A 20,630-nucleotide genomic window follows, 5' to 3' on the forward strand; every position below is an offset into this window, starting at 1 on the left:
CCGCATTGCTATTTTTTAAATTCTATTTATTAAAATTATTCTAATACAAAGAGAACCCCATGACAGAAACAAATCCAATACAGACTAAATTCTTTGCTGACTTAAAACCTAGCCAACAAGTTTGGGGCTTACAAGATAGAACCGGTGAAGAATGGGTTGTATGTGATTCGGTTAATTTCGAAGACACAGATGCAATGCCACTTTGGTCTACAGAAGCACTTGCTAGAATACATTGCTGTGATGAATGGAAATCGTATAAACCAGCGGCTATCTCTGTATCTGACTTACTTGAATTCTGGATTGAAGATCTGAATGAAGACAATGTGATCATTGGTCTTAACTGGGAATCTGAAGGCGAATGTGCCGAACTTGAACTCGCTGAATTTACCCAAGCAGTTGTAGATATCGAAGCGCTTTAATAACTCGGTTCGATTAATACAACAAATAAAGTGCTTAGCTGAAATCAGTTAAGCACTTACTTGCTACAGCCATCCGCTTTAAAATAAGAATAAAGTGAATATCTTATTTACCAAGTATTAAACCAAAGTAAACATCGACCAGTCACACAACATATCAAGCGTAGTCTCGATTTCAGGCGTCGTCGTCCAAAGCACGCCAACGGCTATCATCATCCCCAACAGCAACAATTTATTGTCCAAATCGACTAGTTTCAATGCCGATCCAAATGACCGTTTTATCCTAATATTACGTAAGTCGACACTGTATATTTCATCTAACAGCAAGTGTATAAAGCCACCTAGAAATACAAAACCGCCAGACAACCAGGCAAGACTATCCGCCTTATTTGAATTAATACCATCCACATTAGCAATGATTTGTGTCGTCAGCAGCCCACACAAGGCCAGAAACAATAAAGAATGACAACTGCCTCTGTGCACCGTTAAACGTTCAAAAATAGTCCTTAATCCATACTTCATCACCCCATAAGTCACGACAGGAATAGCGATAACCTTTAGAAAGCTCAAATCCCCCATATCCTCATCAATAATGTAACGCATGACGATCAAAATGATGGCAAAAGCAAAAAGGTTAAAGATGGTATCGAGTGATGTCGAGTTATCGGAATCAATGTCAGGTAATAAACCACCCATAGTGCCTAAGAACCACAGCCAAATAGCGGTATTAAGTTCAATATGCCCAGCAGCGACTAAACTTGCAGAAGATAACCCTGTTAATAACGCCGCTACATTCAAATGTGTATTAAAATTTGCCATTACGGCCTTACATAATAGAGTTTAATGCTGCATTATACCCAAGCTACTTCAAGATGCTATATTTTGAAGTAGCTTGGGTATATATGATAGATAAGAATTAATTAATCACTGAAATGGAATTATTATGTTTAAACTTATCGCGATTGCTTTATTCGGTCTGGGTATTTATTTTGGTGTTAACTACGCTGACGAAATAAATAACGTCGTAGAAAGTGATGAATTCGAACAAATACAAGAAAAAATATTTAACTTTATCGACAATAAAGATGAAATTATAGAGAAGTTCGAAGAAATTAAAGATTAAGTGAATAGCAAATGGGTCATCAATAACATGACCCATTATGAAATATTTATGTACTATATCTTGAAGTACTATATTTTGAAGTAACCTAGGTATATAAATAGTGCTACTTATTTAACACAAATTCTTCAATTACCAGTGCGACACCATCGTCATTATGGCTGGCGGTAATATGATTAGCGATGGCTTTAATGTCATCACTGGCATTAGCCATGGCGACGCCCAAACCAGCATATTCTAACATTTGCTTATCGTTACCGGCGTCACCCATACAAATCACTTCATCAGCGTTAATGCCAAACTGTTGTGCAATGGCTTTAACACCGATACCTTTGTGGCTGTCGGTATGAAGAAACTCTAAAAAGAACGGCGCACTTTGCAAAATGTTATATTGCTCGTAGAGTGATGCTGGTAATTGCGCAATCGCGGCTGATAGTTTTTCTGGCTCGTCAATCATCATCACTTTTAGCATTGCTTCATCATCACTTAGGGTACTAAAGTCCACTTCAGTGATAGGCAGACCATTAATTTTAGCTTCATGGTCGGTATAGTAATTATGTTTAGGGGTGATCAGTCCCGCGTTTACCGAAAATGCATGCACGTGCACACCAAGCTTGTTGGCTAATTCGGCAAGTTTTTTGGCATCTGCCCCCGTCACCGTTTGGCTACGCAACAACTGTTTGTCCGCGACTTGATAAACTAAACTGCCATTGTAACAAGCAACGTAATCATCTTTACCTGTCATACCCAATTCTTCTAGCGCCCAATTCATGCCTTCAAGTGGTCGTCCTGAAGCAAGCACGACACGCGTGCCCTGTGCTATTGCAGCAAGGATCGCTTGCTTATTACGCGGTGAAATAGCACCTTGAGAATTAAGCAAAGTGCCATCCATATCTAACGCGATTAATTTATACATACAACCTCAGGAAATTACGTTCAACAATATTGTGGTTATATTACAACAAAGAGGTAGGTGATTCAGCAGTAAATACACAATACCCCAAACACGTCACACTTTAATGTAATAAACACACATAAAAAAGCGGTGGCATTGAATTAACTCAATACCACCGCTTCATATTTTATATCATGTCCAAAGACAGTCTTTGCTCGATAACATCGAGCTATTTCAATGTGCCGTATTAACGAACTATATCAACAGTCCATATTAACAAACTACATAGAAATTGCGAAAACGGCACCTAGAATAACAACCGCGCCTACTAGTAGTAGCGGGTTAAATTTACGTAATTGCTTTGCTTTCGCTTTAATTTCAGTATTACTTACACGCTGAAACTGCCCTGCTACGGCTGTAACGTTAGCGTCAATGATTGCTACAGATTCATCACATTCCACGTCGTTATTACACGGAACATCTTCTGTAACTAATGCAAAGTCACCACTAAATGAATGCATAGTGAAATCTTCACCACCTTCAGAGAAGGTCTTCTTTTCCACATTTGTATTTAAAATAGCATTACAACCGATGTCTGCCGCCAATTGCTTAATATGGCTACGACCTTCGTTTTGATCTTTAAAGAAACGTGTGCTTAGTGTATATCTTGCAACAACATGCCCGTATCTTGGTTGATTGCTTTTCGCTGTGAAAAAAGCAACCAACTGTTTTTTAAAGTTAACATCCGGTACGTGGACTTGTTTTGCGGCAAGGCCTTTTGGTGTTGTTGTTGGTTCGAATTCGACAACAACATCCTTCACCAATTTAGATTCATTGGCCTTATCGAGCAAGCTCGACACATGTAAGAAATAACTCTCGCCATCATCGCCACAAATAAAACCAAACTTCTTTGCAGAAATGTACGATATAATTTTTCCTTTCACTTAACTTTGCTCCTTCAGTATCGCTTTAGACCTTATTCGGCCATTTCTTTAATTGTTTTTTTAACTTTTTTCAGTGCCATTTTCTTTTTCAATGGCGACAGGTAATCAATAAAAAGCGTACCTTTAAGATGATCAATCTCGTGTTGCATTGCAATCGCTAAGAAGCCATCGTCATTGATTTCGATTTCGTTGCCTTCGCGATCCAATGCCGTTACTTTCACTTTCGTAAAACGTTCAACATCTGCATAGTAACCAGGAATAGATAAACACCCTTCTTGACCACTTTCTTTGTTTTCACCTTCAACAACAACAGGGTTGATTAATACCATAGGTTCATTACGACCCTCTGAAATATCAATAACAACAACGGCTTCTTTACGACCAACTTGCGTTGAAGCAAGACCAATACCGTCGTCTGTTTTGTACATAGTATCAAGCATGTCATCGATCAATGTTTGAACTGTACTTACATCTGCTACTTTTTCAGCGGGTATCTCTAATTTTTTGTTTGGTGCCGTAAGAATAGTTAATACTGCCATATGTCTTTGAATCCCGGTTTTGTTAATATATTACAAACGTGCGTATTTTAAGCGCCACATTATAGCCCATAATTGGGTGTAGTTTCTAGTTGATAAATTGCGATTACCAAGAGATATATGAAACTTATGTATATTTAGTTCATATAGATGGCAAATCTATGCCTTAACAACATGTTTTTTGACTATTTACATTCTCTGTTAGGCCTTTTTAACTACACTTAGTATTAATACCTCAATATCGTATTGCTTTACGCATAGGCATGAGTAAACAGAATAACACGCATAGAATACGATAAGCGCATAGGTTAATGATGAAAACATATTATCTACTCTTACCTTTAATGGTAATAAGCACGGTTAACCTTGGCTGTTCAAGTAACCCTTATGGCGACAGCTACGATGTTGCAGATACGCGAAAAGTGCAAACAGTTAATTATGGTGTGGTGGTGAGTGCCGCGCCAGTAAATATTGAGGGTGATAAAGGCAGCAGTACTGTGGGTACAATTGCAGGTGGCGCTGTGGGTGGTATATTAGGGTCTAAAATCGGTGGTGGTTCTGGATCAGATATTGCGGCAATCGGCGGGGCTATCTTGGGGGGCGTCGCAGGTAATAAAGCTGCACAAGGGCTCACTAAACGTCACGGCGTTAATTTAACCATCAAACTGGACTCCGGTAAAACGATTGCTGTGGTGCAAGAGGTTAACCCTAATATGCTATTTAGAATGGGTCAGCGGGTACAAATTAACCAGCAAGGTGGCACAGCGCGGGTTGTTCCGCTTAATTAATGATGCAGTACCACGTTCGATTCATTAGACCCTGTTAGTATTCAACTCATCACGATTTATTTAAGACTCGCGTAATAAGCAGATACGTTAACAATATCAGCATCCGATAATGCCATGACCATGCCTTTCATGGTTGGATCTTGACGCTTACCTGATTTAAAATCTTTCAGCTGTTTCACCAGATACATTGCTTTTTGTCCCGCTAGATTCGGGTACATAGGGATCGAAGAGATCCCCGCTACACCATGACAGGCCATGCACATACCGGCTTTAGCCTTACCAGCCTCGATATCAGCTGCTACCGCTGGTATTGTAAACATTCCGGCTAAGATTAATAATGTTATTTTTTTCATTTCTTTCCTCCTTCATTCAGGCCTTAAAAGAGGGCTGTTACCAGCCCGTTTTATTTAAACAATATTTCGCGGTGCAAAAGAGAAAGCACGGAATTCATGTTTATATTTAGACTCACCAATTTTCCTGATCTTCGATACACCCATTTTAAAGTTGTAGTTACCACTGATCTGGTCAACAACTCGTGTAGTAAGTGAATTTGATGGCTGGCGCATGTCAATCATATTGGCATACAGCGCCCCCTGCTTGGTTGCAGACGTCACAATTGCCACCGCAGTCACCGCGGCTTTATCAAGCTGGATATGACCGTTTTTCAGCAAGCTGCTGAATTGGAAATCATCGCCTTTAACACCTAAGATCGTGTCTTTGAAATTTGCCACCCGATCAGAATACATCATCACTTGGTCGCCCGATTCAATGCCACGTTTCTTCGCATCTTCAGGGTGGATCTCAACCCAGTTTTCCGGCCAACGTTGTTGCACATATGCACGACGTTCAACATCATCAAAACCAGACTGCCAAATTTCGTTAACACGACCATTAGAGAACCACAGCTCATCTTCTCTTGGTTGCAACCAAGCATAAAAGTCACTGAACAGATCCCAAGGGTGTTTCTGCAGATTGACCTTGCCTGTTTGGCTATTAAAAGCAGTTAACTGTTTCTTCAATACGTTCTGACCTTGTGGCCCATTTGCTAAACCTTTTTCAGCCAATGTTTCAGCGGTCATTTCAGTATCATGTAAACGTTTAGTACCCACTAACTTTTTAGTGTCGTAGTTATAGAAAACAGGTCCTTGAATACCTTCAGTGCCATATTCTCGCAGTTTTTGATGTAAGGTTTTACCTTCGATATGAGCCGCCACTTTTATCATATGGAAATCTTTACGACTACCCCGACTAAAGCGTGATGCTTCTTCCGCTACATCGTTAGAATTTTCCCAATCAAAACCGTCAAAGCCCATGCGTTTTGCCAATTGACCGACAATCCACCAATCTGGTTGTGCTTGTCCTGGCGCATCATTGAATTTTTGGTAAAGGCGCAGACGTCGCTCACCATTGGCACGCATAAAGTCAACCTCACCCCAAGTGGCGGCAGGGAAAACGATATCTGCAAACTTAGCGCCGATTGGATCACGTAAATAAATATCTTGGTTGATCACCACCATGCCACCGGAGTCCGCACGTTTTTTCAAGGTATCGATGATCTCTTGTTTATCATAGCTATAGACTTGATGTGGGTTTGAGGTGACTAATTCCCAGAATTTCTTCTGCAGACCTTGGCTACCACACATAGACTGGATCCACGTGGTACCAATAACATGCGCAAAACGGGTATGTCCTGAATATAAATAACGGTCAGTATCCAATGCTCTACGACGACGCCCTGGTAGTTTTTCAGGTGATTTATTGCGGGGTAATTTACCGCCTGATTGACCACCACGTTGGTGACCACCAAAGCGTCCCACAACACGCCCTTCACGACCACCAGCACCGACAACCGTGGCTAACGTTGAAATAGCGTTGGTATTGGCCGTATTGTTGGACCAGTAAAAGCCTTTCTCAATACCAATCGATGTTTTTGGACGTACGCCATTCACCGGTTTCGCCATCATTTCAGCCGCTTTGTAGATCTTAGCTACATCAATACCGGCCATTTTCGCTGCGTATTTCGGATCAAACTCGTCTTGTGCTTGGTTCCATTTTTTATAATCTTCAAAACCGTCCGTTTGGAATTTGCCCCAAGTGGTACGCCACTGCCAAGGGGTATTACGGGTACCCTGACCAAAACCAGAGTTAGATTCCCATTTGTTATTTACCCATTTATCAATCCACTCATCATCCTGCCAACCATTGTCCATGATCACGCGTAATATCGCGCCAATCACCAGGTTGTCAGAACCTGGGTTAAGATCGATATGTAAGCCACCATGTTTTTTCATGTAAGCAATACCGGCGGTTTCTCTTGGATTCAAGATCACGGTTTTCATGCCGCGCTGAATAGCCGGCATCATAAATTGCGTGAACAAGATGGTCTTGGTTTCATACGGGTCGGTACCGCACACCATCAACGTATCGGCTGCGCCCCAATCGTCATAACTTGGGCCAAAGTTATCAAACCCCGCATCACGGAAACCCGGTGTAGAGGTTACGTCCGACGGCGTATCATGGAAACTAAAGTTAGCCGTATTAATATGACGTAATGCATATTTGGTGATCGCATAGGTATTCTCAATATATTGATAAGAATAGGTTTTCACGCAATAGGCATTGGTACCGTGTTTATCAATAACATAACTACCCACCTCAGCAGCAATATCCAAGGCAAAATCCCAAGGCACAGGTTGTAAGCTACCACCGATCCGCACTAACGGTTGGGTTAAGCGGTCACGCGTGCCCGTTGCTGGGTTATACACCTTCTGCGCTAATAAGCCGCCGCGCATGGAAGAGTCACCCATCTTATTAACCACTGTGCTGTCTTTGTCTGGCACGATGATAATATGATGCGGTTTGCCAAGGTGCATGACGACATTATGTTGTGATGGCGCAACCCAGGCTTGCAATGGCGCACTGGGGAAATCGATACCAAAGGCATTTTCGCTGGCTTTTTGGCCGCCACTGGCTTTTTCAATTGGCCAACGATACACTTTGTAACCACAAGCCACGATACAATAATCGCATGCTGTGGTGATCACTTCTGCATACGTTGGTGGCAACGGCGCATGGTCTTCTGGAATATAAAAATTAGTAGTCATAATTAAGCCCCCTGCATGGCAATAATATTATCGGTACGGCCAAACAACAGGCCCATAATGCCAACGGCATAAATGTCATCACCGTCTTGTTCAAGCAATACTTGCGGTAGACTTTCATACGCTTGACCCGACACAATAATACCGTGTCGGCGTAAATCAAATGTCGATAAATGGAATGGACATTGACCTAATACGCGATGCTCGCCAACCACTTTGTATTGACCATCAAGTGGCCCGCCTTGGTGAGTACACATTAATGAGAAGGCGACAATATCTTGTTTATTGCCAAGGCCACCCCCTGCTTTAACGCCCATTCTGGTAACGATTGCGCGTGAGTTAGGACCATTATCCGGGTAGTTAAAGTTAACGGGCTCATTCAGCTTCAGCTCACTGACTTTGGCGATCAACTGGCGTGGATATCCCACAACTCGCGCCCGCACACTTTGCGCTTGTGCAGTACCAGGGAATAACGACAAAGAAACCACACTCGCGGTACTTGCCAGTGCACCGGTATACATTAAGAAATCACGACGTGAGACCATGCATTTTTGATGTTCTTCTGCACTTTCTGTTTTCATTTTCTCTTTACGCGCTGCATTGCGTTTTATTCTGTCAAAGATCATTTTGTCGCCTCCGCAAGTTGTTGCTCGGTAAATAGACGCTGATAAGGAGGTAGCTCTGGATAATCCATGGTGATACGTTCACCAGAGAAAGCACCTAAGAATGCCAACAAATCTGTTTTTTCGTTCGCAGTTAAACCCAGTGGTTTGATTAACTCACTTTTAGTCGCTGGATAACCGGTCGAGCGGCCATCAGCGGCGATGCCACCGCGGTCATAAAAATCAACCACATCAGCCAATGTAGCTAACGTACCATTGTGCATATAAGGGGCGGTATATTTGGTATAACGTAAGCTCGGGGTACGGAATTTACCCTTCATGTCTTTGCGTTTGCCACGGAAATAAACCCCCGGATCGGCTTTGGTTGTACGGTACATTTTCTCGTTAGAACCTTTCGCATACAGTTCATAGCGGAAAGTGATCTGCGCAAGCGCTTCTGAATCCCAACGTAAGTTAGTCGGTACACCGACGTTGTAGTATTTCTGATCACTGGCTAATGCACTGTTATGACAAGCAATACACTGTGCTTTACCTTCAAATAAGGTTTTACCCTTGAGTTGCTGTGCCGATAACGCCGTTTCATCACCCATCAAGTAGTTATCTAACGGCGTATCTGTTTGTATTAACGTACGTTCAAATGCCGCCATGGCTTTCCAGACATTACTAACCTTCGGATAGTTATCACCAAATACTTGATTAAAACTCGTCACGTATTCAGGAATAAGCGCTAAACGGGCTTCCATAATGTCATCTTCGCCATTGCCAGCAACCGCACCTTTCGCCGCGCTCTTCGCTTGACCTTCTAGGGATTTACTTGAACCGGCCCAGAATAATTTGCCGTAATAACCAGAGTTAACGATGGTTTGACTGTTACGCCAATGCACAGTACCCGGATAACCAATAGAAAGATCGGTCGGTACATCCCAACCTAAATCTGGCAGATGACAAGCGACGCAAGGTGTTGAACCATCACCGCCAATACGGCCATCAAAGAACAGCTTCTTACCCAATTCAATTTTTTCATCTGTCATGGGGTTATCTGCTGGAACCGGTACCGCACCAAGTGGCGCTAATGCAGGTAATGTCATGCCATTTAGCGTGATCGGTTTTAATGATGCGGCGACCATCTCTGCCGTGATCACATTTTTATCTGCCTTAATGTTCTTATCGTCTTGCTGCGCACACGCTGGAACAGTGGTAATTGTCAGCAATAACGCGGCCATAGTAGACAAGTTGATTTTAGTGCTCATCTCGTCCTCCTTAGTTTTTAGCATTTTGCCAATCGGCAATGGGTGCATAGTTATAATCTGACTGAGTCCAAACGTGCTTTTCAGTCGTTAATGGTTCACTTGACAGCGACGTCAAGAATGCAACCAAGGCTTTTTGTTCTTGCCACGTCAAATTCAGCGGTTTTAAACGGCTGTCTTTGTTGCTGTCCTCACCACCACCGGTATTATAAAAAGCCACCACATCTTGCAGGGTTTCCATCATGCCGTTGTGCATATAAGGTGCTGTTTGCTTTAATTCACGGAGCGTTGGGGTCATAAATTTCCCCATATCAGAACCATCGGCTTTATGGGTTTGCACATGCGCACCTACATCACGTTTCAAGTTCATGTAATTTTCATTACCCATGAACATATTAAAAGCGATAAAGGTATGGTGACGCATTGGGTCACGGAAGATATCGAGGTTTTCTTCAACACCGGTATTGTAGGGTTTGCCATCACTTAACAAAGGTCCATTATGGCATTGCACACAACCCGCTTTACCGGTAAATACAGCTTGACCTTTAAGCGCGAGTTCTGACATTTCACCTTTATCAAATGGCGTAGTATTGGAGGTTAATGTTTTCAGAAACTCAGGGATCGCTTTACGAATAGAACCATTAGAAGGCTCACCATAACCCGCGGCTTTAAACATGCTCACATACACAGGATCTTGCTTAACACGCTCTTGCATCAAACGCATATCCATGTTCATTAACCAATCTTCAGTTAACATTTCACGCGTTACATCGTTTAAATTGGTACCGAGACGACCGTCATGAAACCATACTTGCTTATAAGCAGTATTAATTAAAGTCGGGACATTACGAAAGCCTTTACTGCCAGGGTAAGCAGGCGCTAGCGCATCAGGGTGAGAGAAACCATTGTCTGGTTGATGGCATGATGCGCAGGATAGCGCTCCGTCACCGGACAAACGTGGATCATAAAATAGACGTTTACCTAGTTCTGCTTTTGCGGCATTCACTTTCAATGTTGGTAACGCACCAAACTCGCTGGTATGCGTCGCGGCCCAGCTAGAAAATGATAACGAAATAGCAGCAGTAAGGATCAGCGTTTTTTTCATTATAAAGCTCCTTTGCTTCCTATCAATTGGAATAACATTAATCACAATGAGGTATTTGCATAAACTAGGCCAAAACAACAGAATTAAATAAAAGCTTATATAACAGCAGTTTAAACTAAAACGTGAGCGGGTTAACATTGCTATTCCTGTAACGTTTTATTAAATAATAAAATGTGTAGTTGAATGAATCGTTAAATTATCAGCGATGTAATAAAGAAGGCAGAACAAGGATTTACCTTTCAAGCCCCGCAATCACTGGCAATTCAACAAATAACCTATTTCGGCATGTTTTATGCTTTACACCTTGTATAGATAAATGCAGAGAGAGTGAATCGAATGAATTCCAACATGACACAGACAAATGCAGCTATTAATGAATTAAGTAAATTACTGGAAACGGGTGACGAAGCGCAGCGTTGCTATTCAGCCCGGGCGATAACTGAAGCGAAAATAACCACGGTTACCCCAGCGCTTAACGCGTGTTTATATCATCAAGACCCTGATGTGGTAGCTGATGCTGCAACTGCACTTGCCACAGTCTGTGCTGGCGATTTAGATAGCTTACAAGATGTGGCAATTAACCATCCGGATAGCGACGCACGATTAGCAGCCCTGTCAGCTATCACAAAACAATATAACAACGAACCACAACGTGTTGTCGACACACTTACCCGTTTTGCAACAGGTCGCACCGAGGAAGATGATTGGGGACTCAGCGGTGGTTGGGATGATTGGTGGGATCTGCAATTAACCGCGGTACAATTACTCAGTTCAATTCAAACTGCACAGAACAACGATTTGTTCAGTAGCCTGTTTATTGAATTATTAACTCAAGATCCAGAACCCGAGCTTGAACTGGCGCTTTATCGTGCGTTAGTCGATTTCCAACCTCAGATTTTATTACAGCACTGGACCACAGCACGAAAAATGAAGCAGCGCCGACTTGCCCGTGCCTTTGCCACCAGCGCGACCACAGCGGCACTCGATCATATGGCGGCTTGTTTAAAGTGTGACGATAGTGAGATAAAAAAAATAGCACTCAAAGCCCTTGCTACCCATGGCCAGACTCAAAATGTACAAGCCTATTTAGCAGACATCATTGCGTGCTTGAGCGACAGCGAACCCAGTGTCCAAGAGGCTGCAACATCCACACTCAATCAACTAAACCAATTAGCCGCGTTACAACCAACAAGCTTAATGCCGTTTATCAAACAGGCGCCTGATTCAAGTTTACCGAGTTTAATCAATTTACTTTCCCGTCAAAATGATAAATTAACCACAGCAGACATTGACTGGCTGCAGCCATTACTCACACACAGTGATAGCAACATCAAAATTGCGACAATTAACTGCTTTTCAACACTGTCTGAAGCACAGGTGCTATATTATTCGGATGTCTATTTAACGGCATTAAATAGCTGTTTAGCCGCAATACAAAATCGTCAATTACCTCTGTATCAGCGCGCACAATTGCTCCGACAGTTAAGCCAGTTTAAGCAACATGCAAACCTGTCATTCCCGGTATTGAAAGCACTGCTGGAGAATGATGAAACCGATGTAGCGTTACGTCAATCTGCATTAGAAGCCATCACCAGCGAAACCAATGAAGACAGCCTAAAATGGCTAACACAACTGTTACTTGGCCTTGCCTCACAAGAAGATACCATCGCCATTACCCAGATTGATGACGTTGATGTTGGTGCTGATGTGGGTGCTGAGAGGAGTGATAGCCAGCCTGAAAAAACAGCAGGGCGCATTAAACTAGAAGCACTATTAGCTGCGCATGGCGATAAGTTTCCTGAAGACCAAGGGTTTGATAATGCCCCGGTATCAACACTGGCGGCAATTCAGCAATCTAACATCGAAGCAACCCTATTATCGGCAGATGACAAACCCGATGATCAGACCTTGCTGGAAATGATCGACGACCTCGATGATGAATTTACCGCCTACAGTAACATTGTACGCGACCATCTCGATACCAGTGAAAACCTGGCATTAAACCGTAAAAAAATTGCCCGTTTACCACAAACTGACAGCAAACTCTTGGCGATCAGAGCGCTCGGCCACAGTAAAACTGAATCTGCAGCAGGCTTGCTGATTGAAGCAATGCTCGGCGCTACGCCGAAAGAACAGCATGAGTTATTTCAAGCGTTAACCAATATAGCCAAGCATCACGACTATAAAGTATTGAGAAATGGAATTGGTGCCGCAGGTTATACCCTGCATTATGGTGATCCATTATGTAAGCAATCTGCTGCGCAGTTTTTAACTCACATGCCGCTAAACAAAGCCCTGCCAATATTACTGGTTGGCGCCGATGACGAAAATGAACACGTTCGCGTCTGCTGCTTAACGGCACTCAAGGATCAATTAGAAAGCAAACGCTTATTACAGCGCCACCAGCAGCAAACGTGTGACATTATCGCCAAGAAAATACACGATCCTGCCGGCGGAGTACGTAAATTAGCCCTGCAAATTTTAGCTAAGATCGATTTATCTAAATACCTCCCCGTATTAATTGAATTAGCGGTTAGCGATCAAGAAAGTAATGTGATCGCCGCCCCCTTGTTCTTTGCCAAACAACAAGAATCACTGGCAATTTTAACCTACAATATTGCTGAATATAGCGATCATCGACAACCATTAGCGATTCAACTTGCAGGCCGTTTACTTGCATTTACTGCATAACATGACCTAACGCAATTAATTGATTGATTTAGCGAAAGTATTATCAATGGCACCGGGATTAGGTGCCATTTTTTGTTACACTCATTTAGTCAGGAAACTGGCTGTAAATGCTTAAAATGGATCTTTTATGCGCACTGAATACTCGGGTAATAATATGGACATAACCGCTAACCACAAAAAATTCTCTAAAGACTTAGCCTATTGGTTATTACCTTGCTGGTTAGTTATTTTTATTATCATGGTGATCCACTACTCGCTAAACATTGCAAAGGATAAGCAATACTCATTACACAATGAACAAGTGATTGTGGAGTTAATCGAAAAGCTGCTCAATGATAGCTTTAACAGCATGACATCCGATGCCTTAATGCTGTCTTACACCGCCAAACAATTAACGCTCAATAACGATAGCTTCTCGCCTTTAACCAATTATTTTGTTGAATTAAGCAAAAATGATGACAATTATGAGCAAATACGTTTTATAGATATAGCAGGCTATGAACGTATACGTATTAATAATATCTCAAATAAAATTTACGTAGTTGATAATCAAAACCTACAAAATAAATCACAGCGTTATTACTTCCAAAAAACCATGCAGCTTAGTCAGGGAAATGTCTATATTTCACCGATGGATCTGAATATCGAAGCAGGTCAAATCCAACAGCCGCTTAATCCCACTATCCGTATTGGCGTGCCGGTCTTTAATGCCCAGAATGAAAAAATAGGCGCAATAATCTTAAATTACAAAGGCCGCAAACTGATCAATCGCTTATTACATATCTCCCCCAATTTTATTGAACATTTATACATACTCAATGCCGAAGGGGTCGCGATCATTCAACCAGTCAAGTCCGTACTGTCACCAAATACATCGCAAGATTTCCAGTTTAATACCAGTAAGCAACTGAGTACCGAGCTACTTGAATTGATGAGTTTAAAACATCAGGGTCAGCTGTTACTTCAAGACAACTATATCACCTTCACGCAAGCGTTTTCGAACCGCAGTAGTCGCTGGACGATAGTCTCGATATTTCCGACGCAGCGATTTAATTTAGCGCGTGTCGCCTTTGCCGATCAATTCATGTGGTTGTATATAACACTGGCGCTGATTATCAGTTTTTTCATTTGTCTATTCCGCTATCATTACCAACAAACCAACAACCTACGTGAGCAACAAGCATATGATAAACAATTCAGATTAACGTTAGAGAACATCCAGTTTATAGCGGTATCCATTAACAGTGATGGCATCATTACTTTTTGTAATGACTTTTTCTTAAACTTGGTTGGTTATCAAAAACACCAAGTCATTGGCAAGTGCTGGGTTGATACTTTTATTCCGCAAAAGCTACAGCAGCAAGCTGCGGAGGCGTTGAAGCAAGCACTGGTACAAGAGTTAGATCAAACCAAAGTCGAAACTGTAGTACAAACAAATTGCGGTGAGGTGGTGTTGGTATCATGGAGCAGTACCTATTCTAAAGCCCACGGTAATAATCTCGCCACAGCCACCTTTATTGGTGAAGATGTAACAGAACATAAAATGGAACAGGACCAACTACAGCGCTTAAGTCACGCCGTAGAGCAAAGCCATAACTCGGTCATGATCACCGAGATCACAGGTGAAATCATCTATGTAAACCCTGTATTTTGCGAACTCACCGGCTATCAAAAACATGAAGTACTGGGTATCACGCCTAAGTTTCTACAATCAGGCGAAATGCCAGAAGTCGGTTATGACAGCCTTTGGCAAACCATTCAACGTGGTGACGAATGGCGTGGTGAATTCCATAATAAGAAAAAGAACGGCGACTTGTTCTGGGAACGAGCACGTATATCGCCAGTAAAAGACAGTGCTGGCAATGCCCTGTATTTTGTTGCGGTAAAACAAGATATTACCAAAGAGAAACAGCTTGCCCATGAAATGCAGGAACAAGAAGCATTACATGCAAAACAAGACAAACTGGCGGCAGTAGGTAAAGTAGTCAACATGATCGCCCATGATTTAAGAAACCCGCTGAGTTCGATCAAAATGGTACTGCAGATTTATGCGCGTAAAGAACAAGATGAGTTGTTTGATATCTCACTTGAGCAAGTGCGTTACATGGAAGCTATTTTGGAAGACTTACTGTCCTACTCTAGACCTGAACAGTTTAAACCCGAATGGCTTGATTTAAATAAGCTGGTTGAATTTGCCGTTAACAGTCAACGCCGTCTCGCGAAAGAAAAAGACGTGGCGATAGAATTTAGCTACCCGCACAACTTACCGACTGTGTATGCCGACCCGATCAAATTACGCCAAGCACTGCAGAATTTAATCGTTAATGCGATTCAGGCGGCAGAAACTAGCGAGCAAGCTTGCCCTTTAGTCACAGTCACGACTAACATCTTACTCACGGATTCCAACTCGGTGATCTTAATTGATATTAGCAATAATGGAAAATCCATCGACCCTTGTATGGTCAGTAAAGTATTTGAACCTTTTTATACCACCAAGGCAAAAGGCACAGGATTAGGCTTGGCTATCGTGCAAAAGATCATTGAAAGCCACAAAGGCAGTGTACGTTTAAAACCCATCAATCCGATTGGTACTTTAGCGCAGATACAATTACCGTTATCTAGCCACATAAGTGTGCCAATTTCACCGATTAAGGACGTAGTTAACGAATATGTGTAAATTGCTTATCGTCGACGATGACAAAGGTATCCGTCGTACGCTTGAATTACATTTTAATACGCAACAACATGATGTTAAAACAGCGAATAGTGTCGATGATGGCCTTGCTATCGCGCAAATATTTTCTCCGAATATCATTATTCTTGATATTCGGATGGAAGGTAAGTCAGGTTTAGAAGGCATCAGTGAATTCAAACAACTCTGCCCGAATGCCCGTATTATCATGATCACGGCGTTTCATGATATGCAGAGTACCATTGAAGCGATGCAAAATGGCGCGGATGAGTACATCCATAAACCGTTAGATCTTGATGAAATTGATGCTGCGGTTGGCTCTGCTTTACAGTTGCAAAATAACAGTAACCTTGATGCCATCAATATTCCAGACAGCAGTGGTAACTCAATTGTTGGTTGCTCCAAGGCCATGAAAGAGATATTCAAAAACATTGGTCGAGTGGCAATGACCAAGGCATCAGTCATGATCACGGGTGAGTCTGGTACCGGTAAAGAAATGGTGGCCAAAGCCATTCATAATGCCGGCAATAAAACAGCGCAACCTTTTGTCGCGATCAACTGTGCGGCGTTGGTCGAAACCTTGCTGGAATCAGAAATGTTCGGCCATAAGAAAGGCTCGTTCACTGGTGCGGTTAGCGACCAAATGGGTAAGTTTGAATTGGCGCAAGATGGCACCTTGTTTTTAGATGAAGTCGGTGAATTAGCGGGGTCTATTCAGGCTAAACTACTGCGCGTACTGCAAGAAAAAGAATTTACGCCAGTCGGTGGCAAGCAATCACAAACCACTAATGCGCGGATAATCTGCGCCACTAATATCGATTTCAAACAGGCTATTAAAGACAAAACCTTTCGTGAGGATCTGTTTTATCGCTTACAAGTAGTACGTATTCACATTCCGCCACTGCGCGAGCGTAAGGAAGATTTACCACTCCTGATCCCTGCCCTATTGGCGCGGATTAACCGTGACTTGGATACTCAAATTAATCAGGTAGCCCGTGATGCGATGGAAGCGCTTTGTGCTTACGATTGGCCGGGTAACGTACGAGAATTGGAAAACTTGCTCACCAAAGCGATGGCGTTATGCCCAGGGAAAATACTCACCCTGGATCTGTTTGAAAGCATCAGTCCACAATCGGCAGATGTTGATAGTGGTAGCTCTGCTCGTTTAGGTCAGTCACCGCAGCAGGATATCGCCGAGTTAAGCTTGCATGATCTTGAGTTGCAGTACACAGTCGAAGTGCTCGAACGCGTAGCTGGCCATAAAGGTAAAGCGTGTGACATTTTAAAAATAAGTCGCCCTAAACTGCAACGTATTCTTGATCGTATTGAAGCTTAAGCTTGTTTCGTAGACTACGATATTTCTCCAGTAAAAAAGAGTTAGCCAGTAAAAAGAGCTCTCCAATAAAAAAGGATTAATCCCATATGTGATTAATCCTTTTGCTAATCGTAAATTTAAATTGCAGTTACATTAGTAGCGCAAGGCCCTTTTTGCCCGCTACCCACTTCAAACTCCACTTTCTGGCCATCTTCTAATGTTGCATAACCAGATGTTTGAATTTCGGAATGATGCACAAACAAATCATTACCGCCTTCGTCAGGGGTGATAAATCCAAAACCTTTGTCCGCATTAAACCACTTAACTGTACCTCGACTCATAACGCTTTTTTCCTCAACTGACTTTGTGTCTGAACTAAGCTTAGTTGAGGCGGACTCTTTGTCCAGTTTAGAATACGTCGTTGTGTGATTACTCGAAAATAGGGAGTTTGAAATGATAAGGTTGTTAATTCTTTTTATTGTGATCCTAATCGCATGGCTACTATTTGGAGTATGGGGCAGTAAGGCAACATTAGAGGAAGCAAGAACAATAGGCCTTCAAGAGGCAAGCTCCCACATTGATAACCCTATCTTATTAGAAGATTATACCGTCGCTAAAGGCATCCCTAAAGAGGCGCTAGATTCTTTAATAGAGGAAGGTAAGATCCCTTTCTATCACTGGCGGCAGTACACATACATTGAAAATCGTGAACTGGTTGTTATTAAAAAATAGACTTAACCAAGCCAACCAAAGCAGACTGTCGAAAACTGAAAACAATTTGCAGGTTAAGGTCATATAGATTCAGCTATATTGGCTTTTAAAAAATCAATAAACACCCGAAATTTTTCAGGGAGAAATATTCGATGAGAGTATACTGCGTATAGGTTCAACGGTGCCGCATCGGATGCAAAATTTAATTCAATCAGACTGCCATCTTTTATATGCTGATCGCAAGCATGACGGGAAAGGATAGCAAAACCAATCCCCGATAAAGCTGCCTTGAAAGCCATTTCTCCACTGTTAACTTTAAAGTTACTAGAAACGCTTATGTGATGAAATTCACCACTGTCTTTAATAAATTGCCAAGCTTTCCCTTGCAGTGCTGTAGCAGTGGTAATGCAAGGCAATGCACTAAAATCACTGATGTTACTGGGTTTACCCCATTGCTTAATTACTTTGGGAGCAGCCACAATGCAACATGGGTACTCACCTAATTTTTGTGCAATATATTCACTGTCTGGTAGCTCGCCCCTAGTAATAATAATTGCAATATCTATATCCTCAATTAAGGACTCAAACCCGGCTAAGTTCGTCGTACAGTTAATGCTGACTTCAGGATATTTTAATGCAAAATCAATTATAGAATCCCCCAATAATTTGGGGCCTATTTCACTAGGGATACAGAGCCTTAATGGACCTTTAAGTTGCGTTTTATTGGATGTGATTTCTGATTCAATTTGCGCTAATGCGTCGAGTAATGCACCAGACCGAGAATAAAGTAGCGCACCTGATTCGGTTAACCTCATATGTCGTGTACTTCGTTCAATTAAGCGGACTTGTAGTTTAGCCTCTAATTGAGAAATGGTACGACTCACGTTTGAAGATGGCATTTGTAATGCTTTTGCAGCACCGATAAAGCTGCCTTTGTCGGCCACCAAAGAAAATATTCGGAGCGAAGTAAAATCAATATTATCCATTACACTACCCCACTTTTGATATCAATACATCCAACTTATACCACCTAATAATCATTAATGATATGAATTATATTATTTGTTATCAATAACGATTCAGCTCAAATTCCCGAAATTATTAAAATAAGGACTCATTTATGAAAATAGGTATATTAGGCGGCGGTATCAGCGGGTTAAGTACAGCGATTGCATTGAAGCAAGATGGCTTTGATGTCGATATTTATGAACGACATAGTCGACCAAGCGAGATTGGTGCCGGTATTGTATGCTGGCCGAATGCTTCATTTGTTCTAGACCAACTAGGGGTGTTAAGCCGAGTGGCCAAAGTGTCTGGTTCGCTCAACTATATGCACCGTTTTTCTAGTAATGGTGAACCGCTAGGCTCATTAGACATATCTCAACTAAATCAATTAATGGCGTACCCTAGCTATTCTATTATTCGTAAAGATCTGATGAGTATATTGACTCAACGGGCAGTTGAACTAAGTATCAATATACATTATCAACATGATGTAACTTCACTCTCGAATAACGATGACGACAAAGTGCGTGTGCAATTTAGCAATGGTAAAAACATCGAACCTGATATCATTGTAGGAACAGATGGCCGTATGAATTCATTTGCTAGAAAGTATGTCAATGGTAATAACGAGCCTGTTTATCAGGGTTTTATTAATTGGATTGGTGTATTTGAGTGTAAAAATGAGATTTTCACTGAACTTTCAGTTTTAGATTATTTGGGCGTTGGAGAACGTTTCGGAATAGTACCAGTATCAAAAACAAAAGCTTATTGGGCTGGAGGTGTCGTATCTCCAAATATAGGCGAGCCAACCCCTGAGTTGTATAAATCAGAACTCCGTTCGCTGTTTACTAGTTGGCCAGATCCGATCTGTAAGATCATCAATGAAACACCTTTATCCCGTATAAATAAAATCTATGTTCATGATCATAACCCGATAAAAATTTGGCATAAAAATAATCTTGTATTACTCGGTGATGCTGCGCATTCCGCTTTACCAACGTCTGGTCAAGGAGCTTGTCAGGCGCTGGAAGATGCATGGCACTTTGTTAATTGTTTAAAAGAAAATATTAATGATATATCTAAGGTATTTAAGCATTTTACCGAATTAAGAATGGCGAAAACGTCAAAAATAACAATGGGTGGTCGCCAAGTTGCCTCATCCATTTTCAACCAAGACCAAGAGTTTTGTAAACACAGGAATTTAGCGAGTAAGAATATGGATCATAAAAGCACTGTTATTGGTATCGCTAAACTCTGGACTAACGGCTTACCTATCAGCGTCTAACCAAGCCTCAAATAAAATTAAAGTTAAAGCCCCCTGCGGTTTGTTCATGTGGCAGCGGAAAGTAATAAGTAACAATGTCGCTTCAATATCTAAATTAATATTGAGCCTCCAGTGTTAGAGGCTTTTCAATAGCTGACTAAAAAATGCAGCACAAAT

Annotated in this window: 19 protein-coding genes; 8 read left to right on the top strand and 11 right to left on the bottom strand. The window is 41.8% G+C overall.

All coding sequences use genetic code 11. The features are described from left to right. Nucleotides 1-59: 59 nt before the first annotated feature. Nucleotides 60-419, top strand: a complete 360-nt coding sequence (locus PE36_RS18505; RefSeq protein WP_006033597.1) for a DUF2750 domain-containing protein — start codon at nt 60-62, stop codon at nt 417-419. Between the two features lie 117 nt (nt 420-536). Here PE36_RS18505 and PE36_RS18510 read toward each other — a convergent pair whose 3' ends face one another. Continuing rightward, nucleotides 537-1,235, bottom strand: a complete 699-nt coding sequence (locus PE36_RS18510) for a metal-dependent hydrolase (protein ID WP_006033598.1) — start codon at nt 1,233-1,235, stop codon at nt 537-539. Nucleotides 1,236-1,359: 124 nt separating this feature from the next. Between PE36_RS18510 and PE36_RS18515 the strand changes: the two genes are divergently transcribed. Continuing rightward, nucleotides 1,360-1,539, top strand: a complete 180-nt coding sequence (locus tag PE36_RS18515; protein WP_006033599.1) for a hypothetical protein — start codon at nt 1,360-1,362, stop codon at nt 1,537-1,539. A 103-nt stretch (nt 1,540-1,642) separates the two neighbouring features. On the opposite strand, the gene yidA is transcribed toward PE36_RS18515, so the two are convergent. The 3 genes from yidA to def all read right to left on the bottom strand — a co-directional run bounded on the left by yidA (nt 1,643) and on the right by def (nt 3,914). Beyond that, complete coding sequence (gene yidA / locus PE36_RS18520) at nt 1,643-2,452, bottom strand: sugar-phosphatase (RefSeq protein ID WP_006033600.1); 810 nt, start codon at nt 2,450-2,452, stop codon at nt 1,643-1,645. Nucleotides 2,453-2,712: 260 nt separating this feature from the next. Continuing rightward, on the bottom strand, nt 2,713-3,375 hold the full coding sequence (locus PE36_RS18525) for a cold-shock protein (RefSeq protein ID WP_006033601.1): 663 nt from the start codon (nt 3,373-3,375) through the stop codon (nt 2,713-2,715). 32 nt (nt 3,376-3,407) lie between these two features. Next, nucleotides 3,408-3,914: a peptide deformylase gene (def, locus tag PE36_RS18530; protein ID WP_006033602.1), complete on the bottom strand. Its 507-nt coding sequence runs from the start codon at nt 3,912-3,914 to the stop codon at nt 3,408-3,410. Between the two features lie 308 nt (nt 3,915-4,222). Here def and PE36_RS18535 point away from each other — a divergent pair, with 308 nt between their 5' ends. Next, nucleotides 4,223-4,699, top strand: coding sequence for a glycine zipper 2TM domain-containing protein (locus PE36_RS18535; protein ID WP_006033603.1), 477 nt, complete (start codon nt 4,223-4,225; stop codon nt 4,697-4,699). 56 nt (nt 4,700-4,755) lie between these two features. On the opposite strand, the gene PE36_RS18540 is transcribed toward PE36_RS18535, so the two are convergent. Genes PE36_RS18540 through PE36_RS18560 form a run of 5 tightly spaced genes read right to left on the bottom strand, consistent with a single transcriptional unit; the run spans nt 4,756 to nt 10,775 of the window. Continuing rightward, the gene (locus PE36_RS18540; RefSeq protein WP_006033604.1) at nt 4,756-5,052 is read right to left on the bottom strand and encodes a cytochrome c; all 297 of its coding nucleotides are present in this window, start codon (nt 5,050-5,052) and stop codon (nt 4,756-4,758) included. A 54-nt stretch (nt 5,053-5,106) separates the two neighbouring features. Continuing rightward, on the bottom strand, nt 5,107-7,803 hold the full coding sequence (locus tag PE36_RS18545) for an arsenate reductase (azurin) large subunit (protein WP_006033605.1): 2,697 nt from the start codon (nt 7,801-7,803) through the stop codon (nt 5,107-5,109). A 2-nt stretch (nt 7,804-7,805) separates the two neighbouring features. Next, nucleotides 7,806-8,426: an arsenate reductase (azurin) small subunit gene (locus PE36_RS18550; protein WP_006033606.1), complete on the bottom strand. Its 621-nt coding sequence runs from the start codon at nt 8,424-8,426 to the stop codon at nt 7,806-7,808. Next, nucleotides 8,423-9,673: a cytochrome-c peroxidase gene (locus PE36_RS18555; RefSeq protein WP_157517818.1), complete on the bottom strand. Its 1,251-nt coding sequence runs from the start codon at nt 9,671-9,673 to the stop codon at nt 8,423-8,425. Before PE36_RS18555 ends, PE36_RS18550 begins: the two co-directional genes overlap by 4 nt. A 10-nt stretch (nt 9,674-9,683) precedes the next feature. Further along, nucleotides 9,684-10,775 carry a cytochrome-c peroxidase gene (locus tag PE36_RS18560; RefSeq protein WP_006033608.1) on the bottom strand — a complete coding sequence of 364 codons (1,092 nt, stop codon included), beginning with the start codon at nt 10,773-10,775 and terminating at the stop codon, nt 9,684-9,686. Nucleotides 10,776-11,123: 348 nt separating this feature from the next. On the opposite strand from PE36_RS18560, the gene PE36_RS18565 reads away from it, so the two are divergent. From PE36_RS18565 to PE36_RS18575, 3 genes are all read left to right on the top strand, one after another. Then, on the top strand, nt 11,124-13,466 hold the full coding sequence (locus PE36_RS18565; protein ID WP_006033609.1) for a HEAT repeat domain-containing protein: 2,343 nt from the start codon (nt 11,124-11,126) through the stop codon (nt 13,464-13,466). A 127-nt stretch (nt 13,467-13,593) separates the two neighbouring features. Continuing rightward, on the top strand, nt 13,594-16,143 hold the full coding sequence (locus tag PE36_RS18570) for a PAS domain S-box protein (protein ID WP_006033610.1): 2,550 nt from the start codon (nt 13,594-13,596) through the stop codon (nt 16,141-16,143). Further along, a complete protein-coding gene (locus PE36_RS18575) occupies nt 16,136-17,494 on the top strand; it encodes a sigma-54 dependent transcriptional regulator (RefSeq protein WP_006033611.1) in 1,359 nt (452 codons plus the stop codon). Before PE36_RS18570 ends, PE36_RS18575 begins: the two co-directional genes overlap by 8 nt. A 116-nt stretch (nt 17,495-17,610) precedes the next feature. Here PE36_RS18575 and PE36_RS18580 read toward each other — a convergent pair whose 3' ends face one another. Further along, nucleotides 17,611-17,814: a cold-shock protein gene (locus PE36_RS18580; RefSeq protein ID WP_006033612.1), complete on the bottom strand. Its 204-nt coding sequence runs from the start codon at nt 17,812-17,814 to the stop codon at nt 17,611-17,613. Between the two features lie 112 nt (nt 17,815-17,926). Here PE36_RS18580 and PE36_RS18585 point away from each other — a divergent pair, with 112 nt between their 5' ends. Further along, a complete protein-coding gene (locus tag PE36_RS18585; protein WP_006033613.1) occupies nt 17,927-18,205 on the top strand; it encodes a hypothetical protein in 279 nt (92 codons plus the stop codon). A 59-nt stretch (nt 18,206-18,264) separates the two neighbouring features. Here PE36_RS18585 and PE36_RS18590 read toward each other — a convergent pair whose 3' ends face one another. After that, nucleotides 18,265-19,170, bottom strand: coding sequence for a LysR family transcriptional regulator (locus PE36_RS18590; protein ID WP_006033614.1), 906 nt, complete (start codon nt 19,168-19,170; stop codon nt 18,265-18,267). A gap of 134 nt (nt 19,171-19,304) precedes the next feature. On the opposite strand from PE36_RS18590, the gene PE36_RS18595 reads away from it, so the two are divergent. Beyond that, a complete protein-coding gene (locus PE36_RS18595; RefSeq protein ID WP_006033615.1) occupies nt 19,305-20,474 on the top strand; it encodes an FAD-dependent monooxygenase in 1,170 nt (389 codons plus the stop codon). Nucleotides 20,475-20,630 lie beyond the last annotated feature (156 nt).

Source organism: Moritella sp. PE36, from assembly GCF_000170855.1.
Classification (GTDB): domain Bacteria; phylum Pseudomonadota; class Gammaproteobacteria; order Enterobacterales; family Moritellaceae; genus Moritella.